The sequence below is a fragment of the Lentzea kentuckyensis genome (assembly GCF_002150765.1).
GTDB lineage: Bacteria > Actinomycetota > Actinomycetes > Mycobacteriales > Pseudonocardiaceae > Lentzea > Lentzea kentuckyensis.
On record NZ_MUYM01000041.1, the window covers coordinates 14,716 to 37,507 of the forward strand.

Below are 22,792 nucleotides of genomic sequence, written 5' to 3' on the forward strand. Positions count from 1 at the left end.
AAGAAGTGAGAGCAGGAACGACATGGCGGAGCTGACGATCTCGTCGGACGAGATCCGCAGTGCGATCGAGAAGTACGTCTCGAGCTACTCCCCGGAGGTCAGCCGGGAAGAGGTCGGTACCGTCTCCGAGACCTACGACGGCATCGCCATCGTCGAGGGCCTTCCGGGCACGATGACCAACGAGCTGCTCGAGTTCCCCGGTGGCGTCCTCGGCGTCGCCCTGAACCTCGAGGTCCGCAACATCGGTGCGGTCATCCTCGGTGACTTCGACAAGATCGAAGAGGGCCAGGAGGTCCGCCGGACGGGCAAGGTCCTGTCCGTGCCGGTCGGCGACGGCTTCCTCGGTCGCGTCGTCAACCCGCTGGGTCAGCCGATCGACGGTCTCGGCGACATCGTCGCGGACGACACCCGCGCGCTGGAGCTGCAGGCGGCGTCCGTGCTGCAGCGTCAGCCGGTGTCCGAGCCGATGCAGACCGGCATCAAGGCCATCGACGCGATGACCCCGATCGGTCGCGGTCAGCGTCAGCTGATCATCGGTGACCGCAAGACCGGCAAGACCGCGGTCTGCATCGACACGATCATCAACCAGAAGAAGGCCTGGGAGTCGGGCGACCCGAAGCAGCAGGTCCGCTGCGTCTACGTCGCCATCGGCCAGAAGGGCTCCACCATCGCGGGCGTCAAGACCGCGCTGGAGGAGGCGGGCGCACTCGAGTACACGACGATCGTCGCCGCCCCCGCTTCTGACTCGGCCGGCTTCAAGTGGCTGGCGCCGTACACCGGCTCCGCCATCGGCCAGCACTGGATGTACCAGGGCAAGCACGTCCTGATCATCTTCGACGACCTGACCAAGCAGGCCGAGGCGTACCGCGCGATCTCGCTGCTGCTGCGCCGCCCGCCGGGCCGCGAGGCCTACCCCGGCGACGTCTTCTACTTGCACTCGCGTCTCCTCGAGCGTTGCGCGAAGCTGTCGGACGACCTCGGCGGCGGTTCGATGACGGGTCTGCCGATCATCGAGACCAAGGCGAACGACGTGTCGGCGTACATCCCGACCAACGTCATCTCGATCACCGACGGTCAGTGCTTCCTCGAGTCCGACCTGTTCAACGCCGGTGTCCGCCCGGCCGTCAACGTGGGTATCTCCGTCTCCCGCGTCGGTGGTGCCGCGCAGATCAAGGCGATGAAGGACGTCGCGGGTTCGCTGCGTCTCGACCTGTCGCAGTTCCGCGAGCTGGAGGCCTTCTCCGCGTTCGCGTCCGACCTCGACGCCGCCTCGCGCGCCCAGCTGGACCGCGGTGCCCGTCTGGTCGAGCTGCTCAAGCAGGGCCAGTACTCGCCGGTGCCCGTCGAGGAGCAGGTCGTCGAGATCTTCGCCGCGACCAAGGGTCACCTGGACGACGTCCCCGTCGGCGACATCCGCCGCTTCGTCGCGGACTTCAAGGACTCGCTCCGTCGCAACCACGCCGACCTGCTGGGCGGCATCGTGGAGACGAAGAAGTTCCCCGAGGACGCCCAGAAGCGCGTTGTCGCCGCCGTGACCGAGTTCAAGAAGCAGTTCACCGCTTCTGACGGCACGACGATCGTCAACGAGGCGCCCGAGAAGGCGATGGACGCCGACAAGGTCGCCCAGGAATCGGTGAAGCTCCACAAGCCCGAGCCCACCAAGAAGTGATCTGAGCCATGGGCGCACAGATTCGGGAGCTCCGCCAGCGGATCCGAACGGTCAACTCGACCAAGAAGATCACGAAGGCCTACGAGCTCATCGCCACGTCTCGCCTCGCCAAGGCGCAGACCAGGGTCGCGGCCTCGCGTCCCTACGCGGACGAGATCACGAACGTGCTCTCCGCGTTGGCCGAGGCCTCGGCGAACCTCGACCACCCGCTGCTGACGGAACGCGAGAACCCGAAGCGCGCCGCCATCCTCGTCGTGACCAGCGACAAGGGCATGTGCGGTGGCTACAACGCCAACGTCCTCAAGGCCGCTGAGCAGCTGATCCAGCTGATCAAGTCCGAGGGCAAGGAGCCGGTGCTGTACGTGACCGGCCGCAAGGCGATCGGGTACTACACGTTCCGGCGCCGCGAGGTCACCGCCTCGTGGAGCGGGTTCTCCCAGACCCCGAACTACATCAACGCCGTCGAAGCCGGTGACGCGCTGGTGGAGGCGTTCCTGGAGGGCACGGAGGACGGTGCGCAGGGCGTGGACGAGATCCACGTCGTGTACACGGAGTTCAAGTCCATGCTGAGCCAGACGCCGACCGCCAGGCGGATCGCGCCGATGGAGGTCGAGTACACCGGCGAGGCCCCCAAGGGTCCGCGCGCGGTGTACGACTTCGAGCCCAGCGCCGAGGCGCTGCTCGGTGCGATGCTGCCCAAGTACGTGAAGACTCGCCTGTTCTCCGCCATGCTGGAGGCGGCAGCTTCGGAGTCCGCTGCTCGTCGTACGGCCATGAAGGCCGCGACGGACAACGCGACGGAGCTGGTCCGGAACCTCAGCCGGGCGGCGAACTCGGCCCGTCAGGCCCAGATCACCCAGGAGATCAGCGAGATCGTCGGTGGCGCCTCCGCGCTTACCGGTGGCGCAGGAAGTGATGAGTGACATGAGTGCTACTGCCACCACCACCCGCACCGGCCGTGTGGTCCGGGTGATTGGTGCGGTCGTCGACGTGGAGTTCCCGCGCGACGCCGTGCCGGAGCTGTTCAACGCTTGCCACACGGAGATCACCTTCGAGGCGGTCGCCAAGACGCTGACCCTCGAGGTCGCACAGCACCTCGGCGACAACCTGGTCCGCTGCATCTCGATGCAGCCGACCGACGGCCTCGTCCGCGGTGCCACCGTGACCGACTCCGGTGCCGCGATCTCGGTGCCGGTCGGCGACGTCGTCAAGGGCCACGTCTTCAACGCCCTCGGTGACTGCCTCGACTCGCCCGGCCTCGGCCGCGACGGCGAGCAGTGGGGCATCCACCGCAAGGCGCCCGCCTTCGACCAGCTCGAGGGCAAGACCGAGATCCTCGAGACCGGCATCAAGGTCATCGACCTGCTCACCCCGTACGTCAAGGGCGGCAAGATCGGCCTGTTCGGCGGCGCGGGTGTCGGCAAGACCGTGCTCATCCAGGAGATGATCACGCGTATTGCTCGTGAGTTCTCCGGTACGTCGGTGTTCGCCGGCGTCGGTGAGCGCACCCGTGAGGGCACGGACCTGCTGCTGGAGATGGAAGAGATGGGTGTTCTCGGGGACACCGCTCTCGTCTTCGGTCAGATGGACGAGCCGCCCGGCACGCGTATGCGCGTCGCGCTGTCCGCTCTCACGATGGCGGAGTACTTCCGCGACGTGCAGAACCAGGACGTGCTGCTCTTCATCGACAACATCTTCCGGTTCACCCAGGCGGGTTCCGAGGTGTCGACGCTTCTCGGTCGTATGCCCTCCGCCGTGGGTTACCAGCCGACGCTGGCCGACGAGATGGGTGAGCTCCAGGAGCGCATCACCTCGACGCGCGGTAAGTCGATCACCTCGCTGCAGGCCATCTACGTGCCCGCGGACGACTACACCGACCCCGCGCCGGCGACCACCTTCGCCCACCTGGACGCGACGACGGAGCTTTCCCGTCCGATCTCCCAGAAGGGCATCTACCCGGCTGTCGACCCGCTGTCGTCGTCGTCTCGAATCCTCGAGCCGTCGATCGTCGGCGAGGAGCACTACCGGGTCGCGCAGGAGGTGAAGCGGATCCTGCAGAAGTACAAGGAGCTGCAGGACATCATCGCCATCCTCGGTATGGACGAGCTGTCCGAAGAGGACAAGGTCCTCGTCGGTCGCGCCCGTCGTCTCGAGCGCTTCCTCGGCCAGAACTTCATCGTGGCCGAGAAGTTCACGGGTCAGCCGGGTTCGTTCGTGCCGATCAAGGACACGATCGAGGCGTTCGACCGGGTCTGCAAGGGCGAGTTCGACCACTTCCCGGAGCAGGCGTTCTTCTCCTGCGGCGGGTTGGACGACGTCGAGGCCAACGCCAAGAAGCTGGCCGGCAACTGAGTTAGGTCTGGCTGTTTCTGAAGGGCCGTTCTCTCCACTGTGGAGAGGGCGGCCCTTTGGGCTGTGTGGGGGCCGGTCACGTTCCAGCGGGGTGGTCGCCGTGCTCGCGGGTAGTCGCCTTGCGAGGGTGGTTGCGCGGGCCTTACCGAGGGCGTGGGAGTCCATCGCCGCTGTGCGACGATTGCGATTGGAGCTTGACCTCGAGCCTCTGGCGGGACGCATAGACGGCCTCAAAGCCAGGGTGAAACGCGCCCCGGCCGAGCCCACGAGGGAAGCATCCCGCCCCCTCAAGGTAAAGCCCCAATCGCAACACGTAGGCGCCTACCGCTACCCAGCCGATTCTCACCCCACGCGGCAGACGCTCCGGCCAACCCAGCGCGGCAAGCTTCCTGCCAACCCAGCCGCTTGTCGTCCTGTGCGGTGGGCTTCCTGCCAACCCACCCGCATGTCGCCCAGCGCGGCAGGCTCCATCCCTACCCCAGTCCCTACCGGGCCGGAGCCTTGGCCCCTTTGCCCTTCGACATCGCCTTGACCGCCAAGCCCCGCAGGCTCAAGTACGTCAGCCGGGAATCCTCGAAGTAGTCCCAAGGTCCGGCATCCGCCAGCTCTCCCAGTGCCCGGAACTGCCCCACGGCTTCCTCGAACCGTTCCAGCTGGATCAACGCGAAAGCCGCGTACCCACGGTCATCCCGCAGCGCATACGTGTCCGCACCCTCATCGACAAGCCGGCCCAGCAACCCGTCCAAGGAGGCGACCACCGAAGGTGCTTTCCACATGTCCGGCGTCGTGCTCTGCGCCTCGTAAGCGGCGTGCAGCGGCAACGCCAGGAACTTCGGCGACTTGGCTGCGGCCTCCAGCGCGAATTCCAAAGCCAGTTCGTCGGAGCCGTGCCACTTGCGGCACCAGTACTGCAGGGCCTGCTGGTGTCCGTTGTGGTGCAACGGATCCCGGGACACCAGTTCCGTCCAGATCGCACGGAACTCGTCGTGGTCCACCTGCAGGCCGCGCGCGAGGGTCAGCAGGGTGTTCAACGGGGTCGGGTCGTCCGGCAGTACGGAGGCTGCCACGCCTGCGGCCTCGCGGGCCTCGAACAGGACTCGGTGGAAGGCTTCGAACTGTTCGCGGGTGGTCTCGGAAGCCCTGGCGCTGCCGCGAATGTCCCAGGCCAGGGACACGAGTGACATCGCGTGCACCACAAGCCAGTGCGGGTCGCCTGGGCGGGCGTCCTGCCAGGCCTTCATCCAGGTGTCGTCCTTGGCGGCCAGGTCGGCGAGGGCCCACACCACGCGTTGGCGGCGGTCCCAGTCGCCGTGCGTGGCGGTGACCAGGTCGGCGGCGTTTTCCCAGTTGCCGGCGCGGACGTCGTCCTTCACGGCGGCGAGGGCCAGGTCCTCGATCGGCGACTCGCAGGTCACGTCGGCGTCGGGGACCAGGCCGTAGCGCTCCGGGTGGGTTTTGGGGAGGACGTGGGCTGCCACTACCTCGGAAGGGAGTTCGTCGATCTCCACGCCCAGGCGCTTGGCCTCGCGCATCAGCCGGATGACGGTGATGAGTTCCTTGGGCTTGAAGAGAAGTGAGAGCACCACGGGGTTCTCCAGGGATCAGTTCGCGGGGCGGTAGTCGAGGGCCACGCCGGCGGTGGCCAGCGCGCTCCGCAGGCCCTCGGTGCCGCCGTTGTCGGCTACCGCGGTGTCGAGGTGGTCGGCCATGTCGAAGTCGTGAGAGGAGGTGACGAAGGTGGTTCGTCCCAGCCAGTCCAGTTCCCAGTGAGCCAGGCCCGCGTCGGAGAAGGCCAGTGCCACCAACGCGGACAGCTCGGGGAGGACCTCGCCCCTGGCCATTTCGCGGCGGGCTCGGGTGCCGGCGTCGCGGCTGCCGGGTTCGTGCGAGCCGAGGTCGGCCAGGCGGCCCGCGTCCAGGGCGTCGAGCACGGTCGTCAGTGACGGCGGCTGGTTCATCGCGGTCGCGGCCGACTGCAGCAGGCGCTGGGTGCCGCGCACCACGCGGGCGCGGGCGCCGATGTGGCCGAGGGTGGCCCAGTCGACGCGTTCCTTCTGGTCGGCGTCGGACACCAGTGAGTTCAGCACCGCGGTGTCCAGCAACGGCATCGGGTCGGCGAGCAGTTCGATCGCCGGGCGGTCGCCCCAGCCCGACTCGGGCTCCAGGTTCATGGCCTCGATGGCGGTGATGCGGTCCTGCAGCGGCGGGTGCGAGTCGTACGGGCCGCGGTCGGGGTCGGTCGGGTGTTGGCGAATCTGCTCCAGCTCCTCGTGGAGTTCGGAGGAGGTGCGCAGGCGGGTGAAGCCGTCGAAGAACGTCGTGGGGAGGTAGCCGAGCTCCCACGCGACGGTCAGGTGGCGGTTGGTGAAGAGGTCCCACGCGGCGTCGACCACGGGCAGTTCGCGCAGGGCCGAGGCGGCGGCGGACGAGCCCGCAAGCGTTGCGGAGAAGCGGTCGGCGGCGAACTCCTGGCGCCTGCTGATCGCCTGGGAGACACGGAGGTAGAGCTTGGCGTAACCCAGGAACAGCTTGGCGATCATGCGCTGGAACCAGTGTTCGGCGTTCATGTGGGAACCGGCGCGCAGCATGGCGTTGCGGCCGGAGACCACGACGCCCGCCAGGCGTGTGTCCTTGTTGGCGTAGTGCCCGAGTTCGTGCGCGAGCACGGCGATGAGCTGCTTCTCGGTCAAGGAGGTGAGCAGGGGAGCACCGATGAACATCCTGCGCTTCAGCACGCGCAGACCCAGGAAGCGGGTGTCCTCGGCGACGCCGGCGTTCACCGCGGCGAGGATCCGGATCTCGTCCGGCGGGCGGGTGCCGACGTCGGCGGCCAGGCGGCGGACGAGGTCCCAGAGCGCGGGCTGCTCCGCGGGCGTGACGAGGGTGCCGGGCACCTCCTCCTGCGCGCGGCGTTCCAGCGAGATCAGGCCCTTGACGAGCGCGAACACCACCGGTGCGACGAAGAACGCCAGTTTCAGGCCGACGAACGGCCGGTTGATCAGGGCGTACGTCTCCAGCGCGAGGAGTCCGCCGATGAGCCCGAACGCGAGCACGTAGAAGCCGACGAGAAGCGCGACAGCGATGGCAGCACGCAATGAAACACGCATGAGTAAAGCGACCTTCCCCCAAAGCCCCCAGTGCCGCACGCAGATGGCGGCAGCACGCAGTGTGCACGAAAGGACGGTCACGACTCAACGTCAAACCCGCTGCGGGTGTGTCAACCGGTCGATCGGTCAGTCCGCGTACCTCTGCGGGATGAGATCGCGGTCACCACCTCCGACCTTCAGAAGGAGGTGGGGTGACGCTCAGTGTCCCTACGGTCACTGAGGCAACACCTCATCGAACACTGGAGGTAACCAGTGAGAGCAGGGCAAAGAGGTGCCCGTCGGGGGATCACCGCGCTCGCGCTGTCGGCAGGCCTTGTCACCACGGTGACGGCTGCTGTCGCGCGGGCGGAGGAACCGGCACCGGGGCAGCGCGACCACAGCGTCACGCTGATCACCGGCGACCGGGTGGATCTGGCCGGCAACCGCGTCGTGCGGTACGTGCCGGGGCAGGGGCGGGAGAAGCTTCCCGTGCGCACCTTCACGCGGGACGGGCACCAGCACGTCGTGCCCGCGGACGCGGTCGCGTTGGTGGCCAACGGAAAGCTCGACCCGAGGCTGTTCGACGTGACGTCGCTGGCCGAGTTCGGCTACGACGACGCGCGCCGCGACTCGGTGCCCGTGATCGTGCGGCCGGCGGCGGGCGCACGATCGGGCATCACCGCGTTGAGCGCCAAGGAGTCCGTCGCCGATCTGGTGACCGGTTCGGTCGAGAAGTCGGGCCGCGCCTGGGAATCACTGCGCGGTGGCGCGGTCGAGAAGGTGTGGCTCGACGGCGTCCGCAAGGTGACGCTCGACCGCAGCACCAAGCAGATCGGCGCGCCCGAGGCGTGGCAGGCCGGTGTCACCGGCAAGGGCGTGAAGGTCGCCGTGCTCGACACGGGCGTCGACGAGAAACACCCGGACCTGCAGGGCAAGCAGGCCGCCGAGAAGAACTTCACCGACTCGCCGGACAACACCGACGAGGTCGGGCACGGCACGCACGTCGCGTCGACGATCGCCAGCAAGGGCGAGAAGTACCGCGGTGTCGCGCCGGACGCGGAGATCCTCGACGGCAAGGTGTGCCGGCCGGGTGGTTGCACCGAGTCGGCGATCCTCGGCGGCATGCAGTGGGCGGCCGAGCAGGGCGCGCACGTCATCAACATGAGTCTGGGCGGTGGTGACACCCCGGACATCGACCCGATCGAGGAGGCCGTCAACCGCATCTCGGCCCAGACCGGCACGCTGTTCGTCATCGCGGCGGGCAACTCCGGACGCCCGGAGACGATCGGCTCGCCGGGGAGCGCGGAGTCCGCGCTGACCGTCGGTGCCGTGGACCGCAACGACGGCATCGCGCCGTTCTCCAGCCGTGGCCCCGCCGCGGACGGTGCGGTGAAGCCGGACGTCACCGCGCCCGGCGTCGACATCGTGGCGGCCGAAGCCGGGACGCAGGGCCACGTCGCGATGTCCGGCACGTCGATGGCGACGCCGCACGTCGCGGGAGTCGTCGCGCTGCTCAAGCAGCAGCATCCGGACTGGACGGGTACACGGCTCAAGGCGACGGTCATGGCGTCGGCCAGGGCCAACCCGGCGCTCAAGCCGTTCGATCAGGGCACCGGACGCGTCGACGTGCCGAAGATGCTGGCGCAGCAGGCGATCGCGGAGCCGAGCAACATCAACTTCGGCGTCCAGCAGTGGCCGCACGACGACGACCAGAAGGTCGTCCGCGAGGTCACCTACCGCAACCCGGGCAAGGAACCCGTGACGCTCGACCTGAGCGCCGACATCACCGGACCGGACGGCAAGCCCTCGCCCGCCGGTCTGTTCACCGTGTCACCGGCGAAGGTCACCGTCCCCGCCGGCGGCGAGGCCAAGGCGACGATCACCGCTGACACCAAGGTGAACGCGGCCGACGGCGCCTACAGCGGCGCGATCGTCGCGTCGAACGGCCTGCGCACGCTGGTCAGCGTCAACCGCGAGGTCGAGAGCTACGACGTCGGCGTCTCGGTGCTCGGCTTCGACGGCAACCCGGCGGAGAACCACGGCACGGTGTTCATCAACACCAAAACCGGCAAGGGATATTCGGTGGGCGCCAAGAACATCCGGCTGCCCAAGGGCGAGTACGTCCTGGACAGCGGAGTCATCAGCCCGGACTTCAAGGTCGCGTTCATGGTGCAGCCGAAGTTCCAGGTGACTGGCAAAGCCTCGATCACGCTCGACGCGCGCAAGGCGAAGCCGGTGGCGCTCAAGACCCCCGACCCGGCCGCCAAGGGGGTGATCGGCACCGTCTCGTACAGCACGCAGGTGGCGGGCAGCCCGTTCGGCCACGGCTGGGCGTTCTTCGACGGACTGGCGGGCCAGGTGTTCACCGCCCGGCTCGGACCGGACGTGCCGGGTGTCCTGACGACGTTCGCCGAGCAGCTCAGGGGCACGCCACGCGATGAGAAGACCCCGGTCAGCTACCGCCTGATGTACACCGAGAAGGGCATGCCGACCGGCTACGAGCGCACCGCCAAGGCGACCGACCTGGCCGAGATCACCAGCGGCTTCCGCCCGGCGGGAGAGGGCCGCAAGCAGGGTGTGGCCGTGCTGCCGCACCCGATCGACGACAGCGGCGGCTTCGGCTGGTTCACCGACGTGCCCGCGGGCGGCCGCGCCGTCGACCTCGTCAGCACCGTGACGGGCAAGTGGAGCTGGATCTACGACCGCATCGGCCCGGACAACAACACCGAGTACTCGACGGAGGCGCCCTCGCGTTCCTTCAAGGGCGGCAAGAAGTACGCGCAGACGTTCGGTGCCGCGATCCTCGGCCCGTCCGTCCCGGAGGCACCCGGCTTCGGCCTCGCGAGGCTCGAGGACCAGATCGCCGTGCGGGTCCCGCTCTTCACCGACAGCAACGGCGGCGAGGGCCGGAGCTTCACCGGAACCGCGAAGACCACGCTGTTCCACAACAACACCAAGCTCGGCGAGTCGGACCGGCCGGCCGCGATCTTCGACGTCCCGGCCGCGGAAGGCTCGTACCGGGCCGAGATGGAGCACAGCCGCGACGCCGAGCTGTCGACGAAGGTCAGCGGTGCCTGGACCTTCAAGGCCAAGCACACGACCGACATCACGCACCTGCCGCTCTCGGTGGTCCGCTTCCAGCCCAAGCTCGACGACAAGGACACCGCACACGGCCGTGTGCTGCTCGTCCCGCTGAAGGTCGAGCAGGCGCAGAACACGCCGAAGGTCAAGCGCGTCACGGTCGAGGTGTCGTTCGACGACGGCGCGACCTGGAAGCAGGTGCGGGTGGCCGGCGGCAAGGCGATCGTGCAGCACCCGAAGGGCGCGAAGTTCGCTTCGCTGCGCGCCGGGACGACGGACGCGGCGGGCGACACGGGCGAGGTGACGATCATCCGCGCCTACCGGATCGCGAGCTGATCGAGCGGGGGTGGTCCGGCCGGCTGAACGATCCGGCCGGATCACGCTTTCCAGCGAACCGAGACGCACGGTCCGGCGAATGTGAAGAAAGGGCCCGAAGGGTCGTAAAAGTGCCTCACAAAGGCCTCACCACTGCCCCAGGAGGATGATGGTGACAGAACCGACCGTATGAGAAGGCCGACTGGGTAGTCGCCGGGGCGCGCGGATCGTATCCTGGGGGGTGACGTCCCCAGGGTGGGTCGTCCGCCGGGTTCGGCGGAAACCGAAAACACCCGGCGCCCGCGACCGCTGTGCCGGAGGAGGAACGATGCCACTCTCCGAGCACGAGCAGCGACTGCTCGACCAGATCGAGCGCGCGCTCTACGCCGAGGACCCGAAGTTCGCATCCACCGTACGAGGCGCCAAGTTGCGGCGGCCGTCGAAGCGACGCCGCGTGCAAGGCATCGTGTTGTTCGTGGTCGGCGTGGCCGCACTCATCATCGGAGTGACGCTCCCGCAGCTCTCGATCGCGAGCATCCCCGTGGTGAGCGTCTTCGGCTTCCTGCTCATGTTCTTCGGTGCGCTCATCACCCTGACGACACTTCGTCGCGGTGACCAGGTGGCCGAAGGAGCGCAGGAGGACGGCAAGCCGACGCGCAGCCGCAGCTCGTTCTCCGAACGGATGGAAGAGCGCTTCCGCCGCCGTTTCGACGAAGAGCAGTAACCGGATCTCAAAGCGATGGGCCCGCCCCCGAGAGGGAGCGGGCCCATCGCCTTGTCCGCTGGAGAACTAGACCGGGACCGGCTCGCGCTCGGGCGTCTCGGCCACCGGTGCGGGCGACGGCTTCAGCACCGACTTCGGGAACAGCTTCGCCCGCAACGACAGCGGGGCGTTCTGTCGCAACGACTGTCGCACCGCCGCCAGCGCACCGGGCAGCGCCGGGTCGGCGCCGGGGTTCGCGCTGTACCAGGACCGCTCGATCGCCCCGATCACCGTCCGCAGCCCGTTCTTGCCCGCGTCGTCCAGGTTGTGCTCGCGGGCCAACCGGCGCGCGGCGGTCCGGATGGTCTCGGCCACCGGCACGGGCGCGCCGCGGTCGATCGACTCCGCCATGAGCTCGCTCCAGGCCGCCGAGGCCGCCTTGGGACCGAGCTTCGCCACCTCGTGCAGGCGGTTGCGCCGGCGCAGCGCACGGATCGCCATAGGGGTGGCCGCGCCGAGCAGCAGCAGCACGATTCCCATGAGGATGTACGACAGCCACGCCACCGCGAGCAGCAGCACGAGGGCCCACAACACCACTGAGATCGGTCCGCTCGTCCGCCGCAGCGCGACCATCGGCCCGTCGCGCTTGTGTCCCTGTTGCCGATGGTCCTCCGGGAGAGTCACTTTGCTCCCCAGACGGGTCATCCGTGCCAACTGGACCAGCAGCGCGAGCGCGAACACGGCGATCAGCGCGTACGGGACCCAGTCCTTCGAGGTGTCCTCGGCCGTGCCCTGCGACTGGTCACCGGTGTCCTGCTCGCCGTCGGCGGAGGTGGACGGCTTGGCCGACCCGGTCGCGGACGGCACCACCGACTCGGAGTTCTTCTCGCCGGTCGGCAGTTCCTCCTGACCCGGCGCGGTCTCCCGCAGGTACGGCGGCACGACGCCGCGGCCGTCGTCGATCGGGGTCGGGTCGAAGGTCATCCAGCCGTAGTTGGGGAAGAAGATCTCGACCCACGCGTGCGCGTCGTTGGTGCTGATCGTGCGGTAGGTGTTGGCCCCTTCACCTTGGACGACACCACCCGTGAAGCCGATCGCCACGCGGGAGGCCAGCCCCACCACGCGGGCCATCACGGCCATCGCGGAGGCGTACTGCTCGCAGTAGCCGACCTTGGACTTGGTCACGAAGTCCGTCAGCGCGTCCTTGGTGATGTCGCCCTGGGTCTTCAGTTCGTACTTGTACCCGCTGCCCGGCTTGTTGAAGAACTCGGTGAGCTTGGCCGCCTTGTCGAAGTCGTTGGTGGCGCCGTCGACGGCCTTCTTCGCGGCGTCGATCACCGGCTGCTCGACACCGTCGTACTCGAAGTAGTCCCGCTCGATGATGTTCTTGCCGCCGGGAGGGGCGATCCGCAGCGCCTCCTTGGACGGCGTCGAGAGCACCGTCTCGATCTCGTACGGGTCGGGCTCCCGCTCCGCCCGCGAGTAGATCACGCCCTTCTTCGGGTCGAAGCTGTAGTCGTCGTCCGGGGTGTCGATGCGACGGACGGCGCCGTAGGTCGGCAGCCAGTAGCTCTTCCACTCCTTCGGTTCGATCTTGATCTTCGTGATCGAACCCTCGCCGCGGTCTCCCGTCTGCAGTGGCAACTCGCCGCGCGCGGCGTTCCCGCTGGGGTTGAGACCGCGTTCCCAGCCCTTGTTCGGCACGTACTTGGCGAGCGTGGTCGCACGCATGTACATCGATTCCGGCAGGCCGCGCACGGTGAACACCTCGACCTCCCGGCCGCGGTTGAGCATGCCGCGCAACGACGTCATCTCGCTCAGCCCGATGCCGCCCTTGCCGCCACCGCCACCGCTTCCGCCCGGCAGCCTGCCGACGGTGCCGACGAACGTGAAGCCGGCGCCGACGACCAGCGCGATCACCATCGCGATGCTCGCCACCGAGGTCGCGGAACTACCCGACCCGCTGGCCGACCCGGACCCGAGCCTGCCCCGCCACGCCTGGTGCCGGTGCTGGCCGTCGACCGCGAGCAGCATCGCGAACGCCGCCGCGCCCAGGATGAACGTCCAGAACGGCAGCATCTCGTCGGCCAGCGACGCGGGCACCGCGAACACGCACAGCAGCACCAATCCGGACGCCGCCGGGGCCGCGGCCGCGACGGCCAGCGTGTCCACCAGCACCGCGACCAGACCGATCGCCAGCACCACGAGCGCCTGGATCGCCGGCGTCGCGTGCACCGGCGGAACCCCGGTCTGCACCTGCGCGACGGACTCCGCGAGCACGTCGCCGAGCTCGCCCAGCGCGTCAGGGCCGGGGATGAACAGGAAGATGCCCGACCGCGTGTGCAACGCCGTGAGCAGGCACAACAGCACGAACACCTGCGCGACCGCGACCAGCGGCGGAGTCAGCCGGGTCGCCCGCAGGAACGCGCCGGTCACGGTGATCGCGACGATCACCACGGCGATGCGCACCAGCCACAGGTCGCCCTCGATCACACCCGAGAGCGCGGTGGAGGCGCACAGGACCGACAGCGCGGCGATCCACGGCGTCGCCGACGTGAACCACTCGGGCTCTGCGCCCTTCGAGGGAGCGGAACGGGATCCCATCTCAGCCCACCTCCGAGCGAACGGACGGCCCGCGATTGCCGGCCGAGGCGCACAACTCCTGCCACACCTGCTGCATCGAGGCCGACGGCCGCGCGATCGCCACGCCCCAGCCCGCGCCGGTCAGCAACCGCCGCGCGTCCTCCGGCGCCGGGGCCGACGCGTCCGTGCCACCGGCCCAGGCGTTCACGTCCAGCAGCACCGCGAGGCTGCGCATGCCGCGCGGCCGGTACCGGATCAGTTCCTCGACCGATGCCGGCGACACGCCGCCCAGCACCGCGATGACCTCCTGGCCCGCGCCGGGGTCGATCCCGGCGCTGAGCTCACGCCGGTGCGAGCCCTGCAGCGCGGCCAGCGAGTCCAGCACCACGTGGTCGCTGTGCCCGCCGTCGGACGCCCCGCCGGCGAGCACCCGGCCGTCCTCGGAGACCAGGCGGATCTGGTGCCCGAAGTGGTGCAGGTGCAGGCAGATCGACGCCACGAACGAGATCGCCCACTCCAGCGAGGCCGACGGCCCGCTGCCGCGATGGGCGTGCACCCGGTGGTCGAGCAGCACGGTCGTGCCGCCACGCCACGGGCGTTCCTCGACGCGCACCATCAGCTCGTCGCGCCGAGCAGTGGACCGCCAGTGGACTTTGCGCAGGTCATCGCCCTGTCGATACGGCCGCACCACCGCGTCGTCCTCGCCCTGCCCTGCCCGCAGCCGCACCGAGCCGTCGTCGCCGGCGCCCATGCCGGAACCGCCGGGCAGGCCCGACAGTCGCACCACCCGCGGGACCACGACCAGCCTCGACCGGCCGGCGAGCTCGCGGTCGAACTCGGCCAGCCCGAACGGGTCGGTGATCCGCGCCATCAGCGGGCCGACCTGCTGGATGCCGCGCATGACCGGCTTGAGCGGGTAGCGCAACGTCGTGGGCGTGTTGCGCGGCAACCGCTCCACCAGGAACCGCGGCCGCGCGCCCAGGGCGTACGGGACGGTGTCCTCCAGCATCAGGCCGCCCGTGGGCAACCGGCCGGTGCTGCGCAGGTCGAGCTTCACCTCGGCCGCCGCCCCGACCGGCACCCGGCTCGGCGCGAGGAACCGGGCGGCGTGCAACCCCACCCGAGCCCTCGTCGCGAGCCACGCGGCCAGCAACGGCAGCGCGATGACGAACGCCGCGACCCTGAGCAGATCGCGTTCGTTCAGGACCGCGGCGCACACTCCGGCGGCGAACCCCGCGGCCAGCAAGCATCTTCCGCGTGTGGTGAGACCGGAGAGTGCGGTGCGCATCGTCAGCGTGGCGTCCCTGCGTTGTTGTTCATGCTGCGGACGAACGCGGCGCTCGGATCCAGCGCCGCCGTGGGTACCGGCACCCGCTGCAGCAGGGCCCTGATCAGTTCGGCGGGGGACCGGCGAGCGGCCTGCGCCTCCGCGGTCATCACCAGCCGGTGCGCGAGCACCGGGATCGCGATCGCGTGGATGTCGTCCGGCACCACGAAGTCACGGCCAGCCAGCGCGGCCTGGGCGCGGGCGGCGCGGACGAGGTGCAGCGTCGATCGCGGCGAGGCACCCAGCCGCAGCTCCGGCAGCCGGCGCGTGGCCGACACCAGTTCGACGGCGTAGCGGCGCACCTCGGGGGAGAGGTGCACCCGGCGCACGGCCTCGATCAGCCGCAGCACCTGGGCCGCGTCCGAGACGGGCCGCAGGTCGTCGAGCGGGTTGTGGCCGGCGTGCTCGTCGACCATCGCGAGCTCGGCAGCCGGGTCCGGGTAGCCGATCGACACGCGCGCGGTGAACCGGTCGCGCTGCGCTTCCGGGAGGGCGTAGGTGCCCTCCATCTCGATCGGGTTCTGCGTCGCGATCACCATGAAGGGCGAGCCCAGCGGATAGGTGTTCGCGTCGACGGTGACCTGGTGCTCCTCCATGCACTCCAGGAGTGCGGACTGCGTTTTGGGGGAGGCACGGTTGATCTCGTCGCCGACCACGATGTTCGCGAAGATCGGTCCCGGCCGGAACTCGAAGTCGTTCTCCTGCCGGTTGTAGATCGACGAGCCCGTGATGTCGCTGGGCAACAGGTCGGGCGTGAACTGCACGCGGCTCACGGTGCAGTCGATGGAGCGGGCAAGCGCTTTCGCGAGTGAGGTCTTGCCTACGCCCGGCACGTCCTCCACGAGCAGGTGCCCCTCGGCGAGCAACGCCACGAGAGCGAGCCGGACCACGTCGGGTTTGCCGACGAGCACCCGTTCGACGTTGGCGGCGATCCGCTGAACGGCGCCGTGCAACTCTCCCAGGATCTGATCGACCGGCGCGTGACTGTTCGCGCTTGGGCTTCCCGGTGTCACTAAACCTCCAGCAGCCGTGTCCGGAACACGGACGTGTGAGCGTTTCACGCAGTGTGTCAAACCACGGCTAAGTGCCCTACACCTGCGGGCTACATCGGGTTCGCTCCACCGCTTTCCACCTTCCCCCACCAACGCGCCTCAACCCCACGTTTTGGTCGAAATTTCTAGGCCGTTCGAGTGCTTAATCGGGGCTGAACCCTCACTCGGCAAGGTGGTGACTGACCAGCTCCCCCACCATCCCCCCACGCCTCCCCACTGCGTCTACCTGGGAAAACGGGTCACGAGTTGGTGGGCAAACCCCCGTTTCAGCGTTGACTGTGGTGAAAAGTGGGGTACTGTGGCGGCCGGTGGGGCAGACGGGGGCTCCACTGCCGGTCTCGTCGTCCGGCAAGGGAGGTGGCTGCCGTGTTCCTCGGCACTCACTACCCGCGCCTGGACGACAAAGGTCGGTTGACACTGCCTGCGAAGTTCCGGGACGAACTGGCGGGAGGTCTCATGGTCACCAAAGGCCAGGACCACTGCCTGTACGTGTTTCCCCGGGCTGAGTTCGAGCAGATGGCGAGGAAAGTCGCCGAGGCGCCGTTCACCAACGACGCCGTACGCGCCTATCAGCGGTATCTGTTCGCGGGTACGGACGAGCAGCGTCCGGACGGTCAGGGCCGCGTTCTGATCGCACCGGAACTGCGCCGGTATGCCGGGTTGACCAAGGAGTGCGTGGTCGTCGGCGCGTTCACCAGGATGGAGATCTGGGACGCGACCGCCTGGCAGACCTATCTCGAAGAGCACGAGGACGGCTACGCCGAGGCTCGCGAGGAGGTCATACCGGGCGTCTTCTGATGGCGGTCAGCCGAGCAACAGGCCGGATGTTCCACACGCGATTCGGGTGCCGTGAGGCCTCGGTCCGCTCGACTATCGGCCCTGGCGCACCTTCCCCGGCGCCAGGTTCGACGGGCGGGCGGGGACCTGACGTCACCCGAACGCGCATCAGGGGAGTAGAGGGACGATGGATCAGCCGCGGCACGTTCCGGTGCTGCTGGACCGCGTCCTGGAACTCTTCGCTCCAGCGCTCTCCGGCAAGCCCGCCGTCGTCGTCGACACGACGCTCGGCATGGGCGGCCACTCCGACGCGTTGTTGAGCGCCCACCCCGAACTGACCCTCATCGGGCTCGACCGCGATCCGCAGGCCATCGAGATGGCCGGGAAACGCCTGGCGCGCCACGGTGACCGCGTCAAGCTCGTCAACGTCACCTACGACCACATCGACGAAGCCGTGGCAGACCTCGGTTACTCGCATGTGGACGGTGTGCTGATGGACCTCGGCGTGTCCTCGTTGCAGCTGGACGAGGAAGAGCGCGGGTTCGCGTACTCGAAGGACGCCCCGCTCGACATGCGGATGTCCAAGGGCACCGGCATGACGGCGGCGGACGTGCTCAACACGTACTCGCACGGCGACCTCGCGCGGATCCTCTCCACGTACGGCGAGGAGCGGTTCGCGGGCAAGATCGCCTCGGCGGTGCTCAGGGAGCGCGAGAAGGAGCCGTTCACCAACTCGGGCCGGCTCGTCGAGCTGCTGTACAACGTCGTCCCCGCGGCCTCCCGGCGCACTGGCGGGCATCCGGCGAAGCGCACCTTCCAGGCGTTGCGGATCGAGGTCAACGGCGAGCTGGAGTCGTTGCGGCTGGCCCTTCCCGCCGCCCTCGGCGTGCTGGGCATGGGCGGGCGGATCGTCGTGGAGTCGTACCAGTCCCTTGAGGACCGGATGGTGAAGCAGGCGCTCGCGGAGCTGGCGAAGTCGAAGACCCCGCCGGGCCTGCCGGTCGAACTGCCGGGCCACGGACCCGAGGTCAAGTTGCTCACGAAGGGCGCGGAACTCGCGTCGGAGCAGGAAATCGAGGACAACCCGCGCGCGGCGCCGGTGCGGCTGCGGGCGGCGGAACGGATCGGAGAACCGAGATGACGGCGGCACCCGCGAGGGTCGGTGGGCCGTCGCCCCGCGACCCATCCAAGACGAAGGCCGAGGAGAACGACAGGGCGCGGCGGCGGACCGCCGGTGCCGAGCGTGCCTACGCCCGCCGTGCGCAGCGCGCCCAGAACCTGCGCGGCGGCACCCCGGCGCCGCAGCAGAAGCAGGTCTCGAAGGCTCCGTTCGTCGTGCTCGTGATGCTCGTGCTGGGCGCGGGCGTCGCCGGGATCATGTACTTCTCGACCCAGGCCGCCGCCGACACCTACCGCCTGCAGGAGGCACGGGCCGAGGCGGAGAGGCTGACGTTGCAGACGGAGCAGCTGCGCCGCGAGGTGGCGCTGCTCGAGTCGCCGACCGACCTCGCCCGCCGGGCCACCGAGATGGGCCTGGTCGAGCCGTCGAACCCGGCGCGGCTGCGGCAGAACCCGGACGGCACGGTCGAGGAGTTCGGCAAGCCGAGCGCGCCGACCAAGTCGACGCCGCCACCGCCTCCGCCTCCTGCCCAGACGACCACGCCGCCTTCCGGCCAGACGCCGCCGGCGGGTGGCTGATGCCCGGTCCGCAGCAGCGAGGGCCGCGTCGCCCGTTGTCTGTGCGCGGCTCTCGCCCGGCCGCGCGCACCGGTGGCAACAGCAAGGTGCGCATCGCGGTCGGCCGGATCCTGCTGATCGGCGCGCTGCTGATCGCGGGTGTGAAACTCGTGCAGGTGCAGGGCCTTGAGTCGGGCGAGCTCTCGTTGCAGGCGCAGAAGCAGCGCACGACGCGCCTGGACATCCCCGCCGAGCGCGGTTCCATCCTGGACCGCAACGGCAACCAGCTCGCGTTCTCGATCGAGGTGCGCGCGCTCTACGTGCTGCCGCAACGGGCCCGCAAGACGTGGGACGAAGCCCGCGCGAAGGACCCGGAGCAGTACCCGCTGTCCTACGACGACCACGCGCGCGAGGTCGCGAAGTTCATCTCGTCGACGCTGGGTCCCGAGGTCAACGGAGAGAAGACCGACGAGGAGTCCGTCTACAAGCAGCTCGTGGAGGACATCACCTACGAGGTCCTGGTGCAGGAGGCCGAGCCGGCGAAGGCCGCGAAGATCGTCGCGAAGTTCCCGGCGGAGATCGGCTCCGAGTACCGCTCGAAGCGCATCTACCCCAACGGCGACCTGGCGTCGAACATCATCGGCGCCGCGAACTGGCGTCAGGATGAGAAGCCGCCGACCACCCTGGGCATCCTCGGGCTGGAGAACGCCCAGGACAACGTGCTCGCCGGCCGCACGGGCCGCCGCGTGGTCGACACGATGTCCGGCGACGACACCCTCATCATCCCGAACACCGAACAAGAGCTCGTGAAGCCGCAGCCCGGCAAGAGCCTCGAGCTGACGATCGACATCGACACCCAGTACGCCGTGCAGCGCCTGGTCACCGACTACGCCAAGAAGTCGGGCGCCAAGACCGCCTCCGCCGTCGTGCTGGACAGCCGCACCGGCGAGATCGTCGCCATGGCCAACGACAAGACCTACGATCCCACCGACTTCGGCAAGGCCTCCGAGGACCAGAAGCGCAACGCGGCGGTGGCCTCCAGCTTCGAGCCGGGCTCGGTGAACAAGATCGTCACGGCCGCGGCCGCCGTCGAGTACGGCCTGTTCAAGCCGGACGACGTGCTGCAGGTGCCGGGTTCGCTGAAGGTCGCCGACCGCACGATCCGGGACGCGTGGACGCACAGCACCGTGCCCATGTCGTTCACCGGTGTGTTCGCGAAGTCCTCGAACGTCGGCACGCTGCTCGCCGCCCAGGAGGTCGGCAAGGAGCGCTACGCCGAGATGCTGCAGAAGTTCGGCCTCGGCAAGCGCACCCAGTCCGGCGTGCCCGCCGAGGAGGCCGGTGTCGTGCCGCCGCTGAACCAGTGGTCCGGCTCGACCTTCGGCAACCTGCCGATCGGCCAGGGTCTCTCGATGACGCTGCTGCAGATGACCGGCATGTACCAGGCCATCGCGAACGACGGCGTCCGCATCCCGCCGCGGCTGATCCGTGCCGAGATCGGCGAGGAGGGCGCCCGCTCGGAGAAGCAGCGCCCGGAAGGCGTCCGCGTGGTGTCGCCGGAGACCGCGAAGACCGTGCGCGACATGTTCCGCTCGGTGACCCAGTCCGATCCGCGTGACGCCAACCAGAACGGCACGGGCAAGCAGGCCGCGTTGCCCGGCTACCAGATCGCGGGCAAGACCGGCACGGCCCAGCAGATCGACCCGGTCTGCAAGTGCTATTCGCAGTCCGAGTACTGGATCACGTTCGCCGGCATCCTCCCCGCCGACAACCCGCGCTACGTCGTCGGAATCATGCTCGACGGGCCGCACGGCACCCAGTTCAGCGCGTCGGCGGCGCCGTTGTTCCACGACATCGCGACCTACCTGACCCAGCGGTTCCAGGTGCCGATGTCGGCCGAGCAGACGCCGTTCGTGCAGCTGCAGATGTAGCTCGTTCTGGCGGGTCGCGCATTGTTGATGACGCGACCCGCTCATGCAAGTGATCTGAGACACGCTCAGGCGTGACAATGATGCATTTCATTGTTTAACAGTGAAATATCGCACTGCACATTTTCGAAATGAGACGCATTCCATCAAGTCTAATACTCCGAAACCGGCGTAGCTAGGCGAGATGGGGTTCGGCGTGCGTTCATTCGGATATTCGATCTTGGCGGGTCTCCTGGTGGTGACCTTTGTTCCCGCAGCTCAGGCAGAAGAAGACAACTTCACCGCGAAGTCGTACTGGCTGCACATGAACAGCACGCCGACGTCCGACGAAATGATCAAGACCGAAGCCTCCCGGCGTTCCTACGTCGTGCTCAACGCCTGGGAAAGCGATCTTGCCGCGAAGTTCAAGGCGGCCAATCCCAAGATCCAGACCTTCGTCTACAAGGACCTCTCCTCGACCCGCGGCTACGCCTGCTCCAACGGCGTCGACGACACCGATCTCCCGACCGGCGTCGGTTACTGCTCGGCTGACCCCAAATGGTTTCTGCTCGACCCGGACGGTCAGCGATTCGAATACGACGGATATGAGGGCCACTGGCAGATGGACGTCGGCAACCCCGACTACCAGAACGCCTGGGCCGACAACGTGATCGCCTCCAGCAAGGCGTTCGACGGCGTGTTCATGGACAACGCCCTGTTCGCCTGCGACACCTATCACGAGGGCGTCTGCCCTTCGAACTACCCGACCGACGAGTCGATGCGCGACGCCTACCGCTCGATGCTCGCCAACACCCGGCAGAAGTTCGTCGACGCGGGCCTCAAAACCGTCGCCAACATGTCCAACGCCCGCCTGCACGAAGGTGCCTGGGACAGCTACGTCGAGTACCTCGACGGCGGCTTCGACGAGTGGTGGCTGACCTTCGGCGACAACGACCTGCTGTCCGACTACCCGGAGGGCTGGAGCCGCCAGGTGGCCGAGATCGCCGCCAACGAGGCCAAGGGCAAGATCACCTGGGTCCAGCCGCACCACAGCGGCGCCGAACAGCCCTTCCGCTACGCCTTCGCGAGCTACCTGCTGGCGGCCGGCTCGCACGCGGCCATCTCCGAGATCGAGGAGACCGACCGCTACGACAACGCTTCCGAGTGGCGTGCCGAGTACAGCTGGGACCTCGGTGCCCCGCTCGATGAGCACCACGAGGTGGCGACCAACGTGCACGAGCGCGAGTTCGAGTGCGGCACCGTGATCGTCAACGCGAACCGCACGGGCAGTCCCGCGGTCACCGTCCGCCTCTCCGCCACCCACACCAACGAAAAGGGCGCGTCGGTCCGTTCGGTGTCCCTCAAGGGCACGACCGGCACGGTCCTGCGCAAGGCCTGTTAGGGCCCGGCCGACAGGTTTCGCTTACGGCACCACCCGATCGTCGTGCAGGGGCTCCGGCCGAGCCACCAGCACCGGGCAGGACGCGTGGTAGAGAGCGGCACGGGTGATCAGGCCGACCCCGTCGTGCTGCCCACCCCGGCCAACCACCACGAGATCGGAGTCCAACGACGCCAACGCCTCGTGCGGATGACGGGACTCCACCTGGACCTCGGGCGTGAGCTCGGGCGCGGTGGTGCGGAGGAACAGGACGGCACGCCGGACCGCGGCCTCGTCGCGCGGCACCGAAACCCCGTGCTGGGCCGGCGGGTGGACGTGCAGCAGGCGCAGGCTCGCCCGGCGGGTGCGGCAGAGTTCGACCGCGCGCCGCAGCACGACCGGGTCCTCGCACCCGCCGACGGCTGCGGTGATCCAGCCGTACTCGCCGCGGATGGCCGGGGGCCGTCCGCGCACCACTACGACTCCGCACCGCGCGCGGCGCAACACTGGGAGGACGAGGGAGCCCAGCCCCAGGCTGCGGTGCTGTTCGCCCTTGCACCCCAAGACCAAGGTCGCGCTGGAGTCCGACGCCCTCACCAGTGCGGCCACCGGGTCGTCACCGCTCGGGCGGAAGTGGGCGGTGAGCATGGGGAGTCGTTCCAGGACTCGCTGGACCGTCGTGTCGCCGGGGTCCGCGAGGTACACCTGGAGGTCCGTCCGGAGCGACCACGCGTGGCGCGCGGCCCACTCGAAAGCGTGATACGCGGACTCGGACGTGTCGACCCCGACCGTCACGGAACGACTGAAATCCGGTGCCCAGAACGAGAATCTCCTGGGTTCCACCGCCGTGCTCGTTTTCATCGCCGCCTCCTGCCGCCCTCTACC

General features: G+C 68.7%; 16 protein-coding genes. 10 read left to right on the plus strand and 6 right to left on the minus strand.

All coding sequences use genetic code 11. The annotated features are described in order from the left end of the window. Positions 1-22 precede the first annotated feature (22 nt). The 3 genes from atpA to atpD are packed head-to-tail and all read left to right on the plus strand — an operon-like array spanning position 23 to position 4,021. Entirely contained in the window at positions 23-1,669 is a 1,647-nt protein-coding gene (atpA, locus tag B0F77_RS20755) for a F0F1 ATP synthase subunit alpha (RefSeq protein ID WP_086664603.1), read from the plus strand. Between the two features lie 8 nt (positions 1,670-1,677). Further along, on the plus strand, positions 1,678-2,592 hold the full coding sequence (locus B0F77_RS20760; RefSeq protein ID WP_086664604.1) for a F0F1 ATP synthase subunit gamma: 915 nt from the start codon (positions 1,678-1,680) through the stop codon (positions 2,590-2,592). Beyond that, positions 2,585-4,021, plus strand: a complete 1,437-nt coding sequence (gene atpD, locus B0F77_RS20765; RefSeq protein WP_207310540.1) for a F0F1 ATP synthase subunit beta — start codon at positions 2,585-2,587, stop codon at positions 4,019-4,021. Before B0F77_RS20760 ends, atpD begins: the two co-directional genes overlap by 8 nt. A 485-nt stretch (positions 4,022-4,506) precedes the next feature. Here atpD and B0F77_RS20770 read toward each other — a convergent pair whose 3' ends face one another. Together B0F77_RS20770 and B0F77_RS20775 are read right to left on the minus strand one after the other, a co-directional pair. Next, positions 4,507-5,607, minus strand: a complete 1,101-nt coding sequence (locus tag B0F77_RS20770; RefSeq protein ID WP_086664606.1) for a DUF4034 domain-containing protein — start codon at positions 5,605-5,607, stop codon at positions 4,507-4,509. Between the two features lie 15 nt (positions 5,608-5,622). Then, complete coding sequence (locus B0F77_RS20775; RefSeq protein WP_086664607.1) at positions 5,623-7,128, minus strand: M48 family metalloprotease; 1,506 nt, start codon at positions 7,126-7,128, stop codon at positions 5,623-5,625. A 252-nt stretch (positions 7,129-7,380) separates the two neighbouring features. On the opposite strand from B0F77_RS20775, the gene B0F77_RS20780 reads away from it, so the two are divergent. Together B0F77_RS20780 and B0F77_RS20785 are read left to right on the plus strand one after the other, a co-directional pair. Beyond that, the gene (locus tag B0F77_RS20780) at positions 7,381-10,524 is read left to right on the plus strand and encodes a S8 family serine peptidase (RefSeq protein WP_086664608.1); all 3,144 of its coding nucleotides are present in this window, start codon (positions 7,381-7,383) and stop codon (positions 10,522-10,524) included. 307 nt (positions 10,525-10,831) lie between these two features. Then, positions 10,832-11,227, plus strand: coding sequence for a DUF3040 domain-containing protein (locus B0F77_RS20785; RefSeq protein WP_086664609.1), 396 nt, complete (start codon positions 10,832-10,834; stop codon positions 11,225-11,227). 66 nt (positions 11,228-11,293) lie between these two features. Here B0F77_RS20785 and B0F77_RS20790 read toward each other — a convergent pair whose 3' ends face one another. Genes B0F77_RS20790 through B0F77_RS20800 form a run of 3 tightly spaced genes read right to left on the minus strand, consistent with a single transcriptional unit; the run spans position 11,294 to position 16,129 of the window. After that, a complete protein-coding gene (locus B0F77_RS20790; RefSeq protein ID WP_086664610.1) occupies positions 11,294-13,810 on the minus strand; it encodes a transglutaminase TgpA family protein in 2,517 nt (838 codons plus the stop codon). Position 13,811: 1 nt separating this feature from the next. Next, positions 13,812-15,077 (minus strand): DUF58 domain-containing protein, encoded by a 1,266-nt coding sequence (locus B0F77_RS20795; protein ID WP_086664611.1) that lies wholly within the window; start codon positions 15,075-15,077, stop codon positions 13,812-13,814. 2 nt (positions 15,078-15,079) lie between these two features. Then, the gene (locus B0F77_RS20800; RefSeq protein WP_390826872.1) at positions 15,080-16,129 is read right to left on the minus strand and encodes an AAA family ATPase; all 1,050 of its coding nucleotides are present in this window, start codon (positions 16,127-16,129) and stop codon (positions 15,080-15,082) included. Between the two features lie 405 nt (positions 16,130-16,534). On the opposite strand from B0F77_RS20800, the gene mraZ reads away from it, so the two are divergent. From mraZ to B0F77_RS20825, 5 genes are all read left to right on the plus strand, one after another. Beyond that, complete coding sequence (gene mraZ / locus B0F77_RS20805; protein WP_086664612.1) at positions 16,535-16,966, plus strand: division/cell wall cluster transcriptional repressor MraZ; 432 nt, start codon at positions 16,535-16,537, stop codon at positions 16,964-16,966. Between the two features lie 166 nt (positions 16,967-17,132). Beyond that, on the plus strand, positions 17,133-18,086 hold the full coding sequence (gene rsmH / locus B0F77_RS20810) for a 16S rRNA (cytosine(1402)-N(4))-methyltransferase RsmH (RefSeq protein ID WP_086664613.1): 954 nt from the start codon (positions 17,133-17,135) through the stop codon (positions 18,084-18,086). After that, positions 18,083-18,643: a cell division protein FtsL gene (ftsL, locus tag B0F77_RS20815; protein ID WP_086664614.1), complete on the plus strand. Its 561-nt coding sequence runs from the start codon at positions 18,083-18,085 to the stop codon at positions 18,641-18,643. The genes rsmH and ftsL overlap by 4 nt, the downstream gene beginning before the upstream one ends. 41 nt (positions 18,644-18,684) lie before the next feature. Continuing rightward, positions 18,685-20,553, plus strand: a complete 1,869-nt coding sequence (locus B0F77_RS20820; protein ID WP_245848471.1) for a peptidoglycan D,D-transpeptidase FtsI family protein — start codon at positions 18,685-18,687, stop codon at positions 20,551-20,553. A gap of 193 nt (positions 20,554-20,746) precedes the next feature. After that, entirely contained in the window at positions 20,747-21,931 is a 1,185-nt protein-coding gene (locus tag B0F77_RS20825; RefSeq protein WP_245848473.1) for a putative glycoside hydrolase, read from the plus strand. Positions 21,932-21,952: 21 nt separating this feature from the next. Here the strand turns inward: B0F77_RS20825 and B0F77_RS20830 are convergent, their stop codons facing one another. Continuing rightward, positions 21,953-22,768, minus strand: coding sequence for a universal stress protein (locus B0F77_RS20830; protein ID WP_086664617.1), 816 nt, complete (start codon positions 22,766-22,768; stop codon positions 21,953-21,955). Positions 22,769-22,792: the final 24 nt, after the last annotated feature.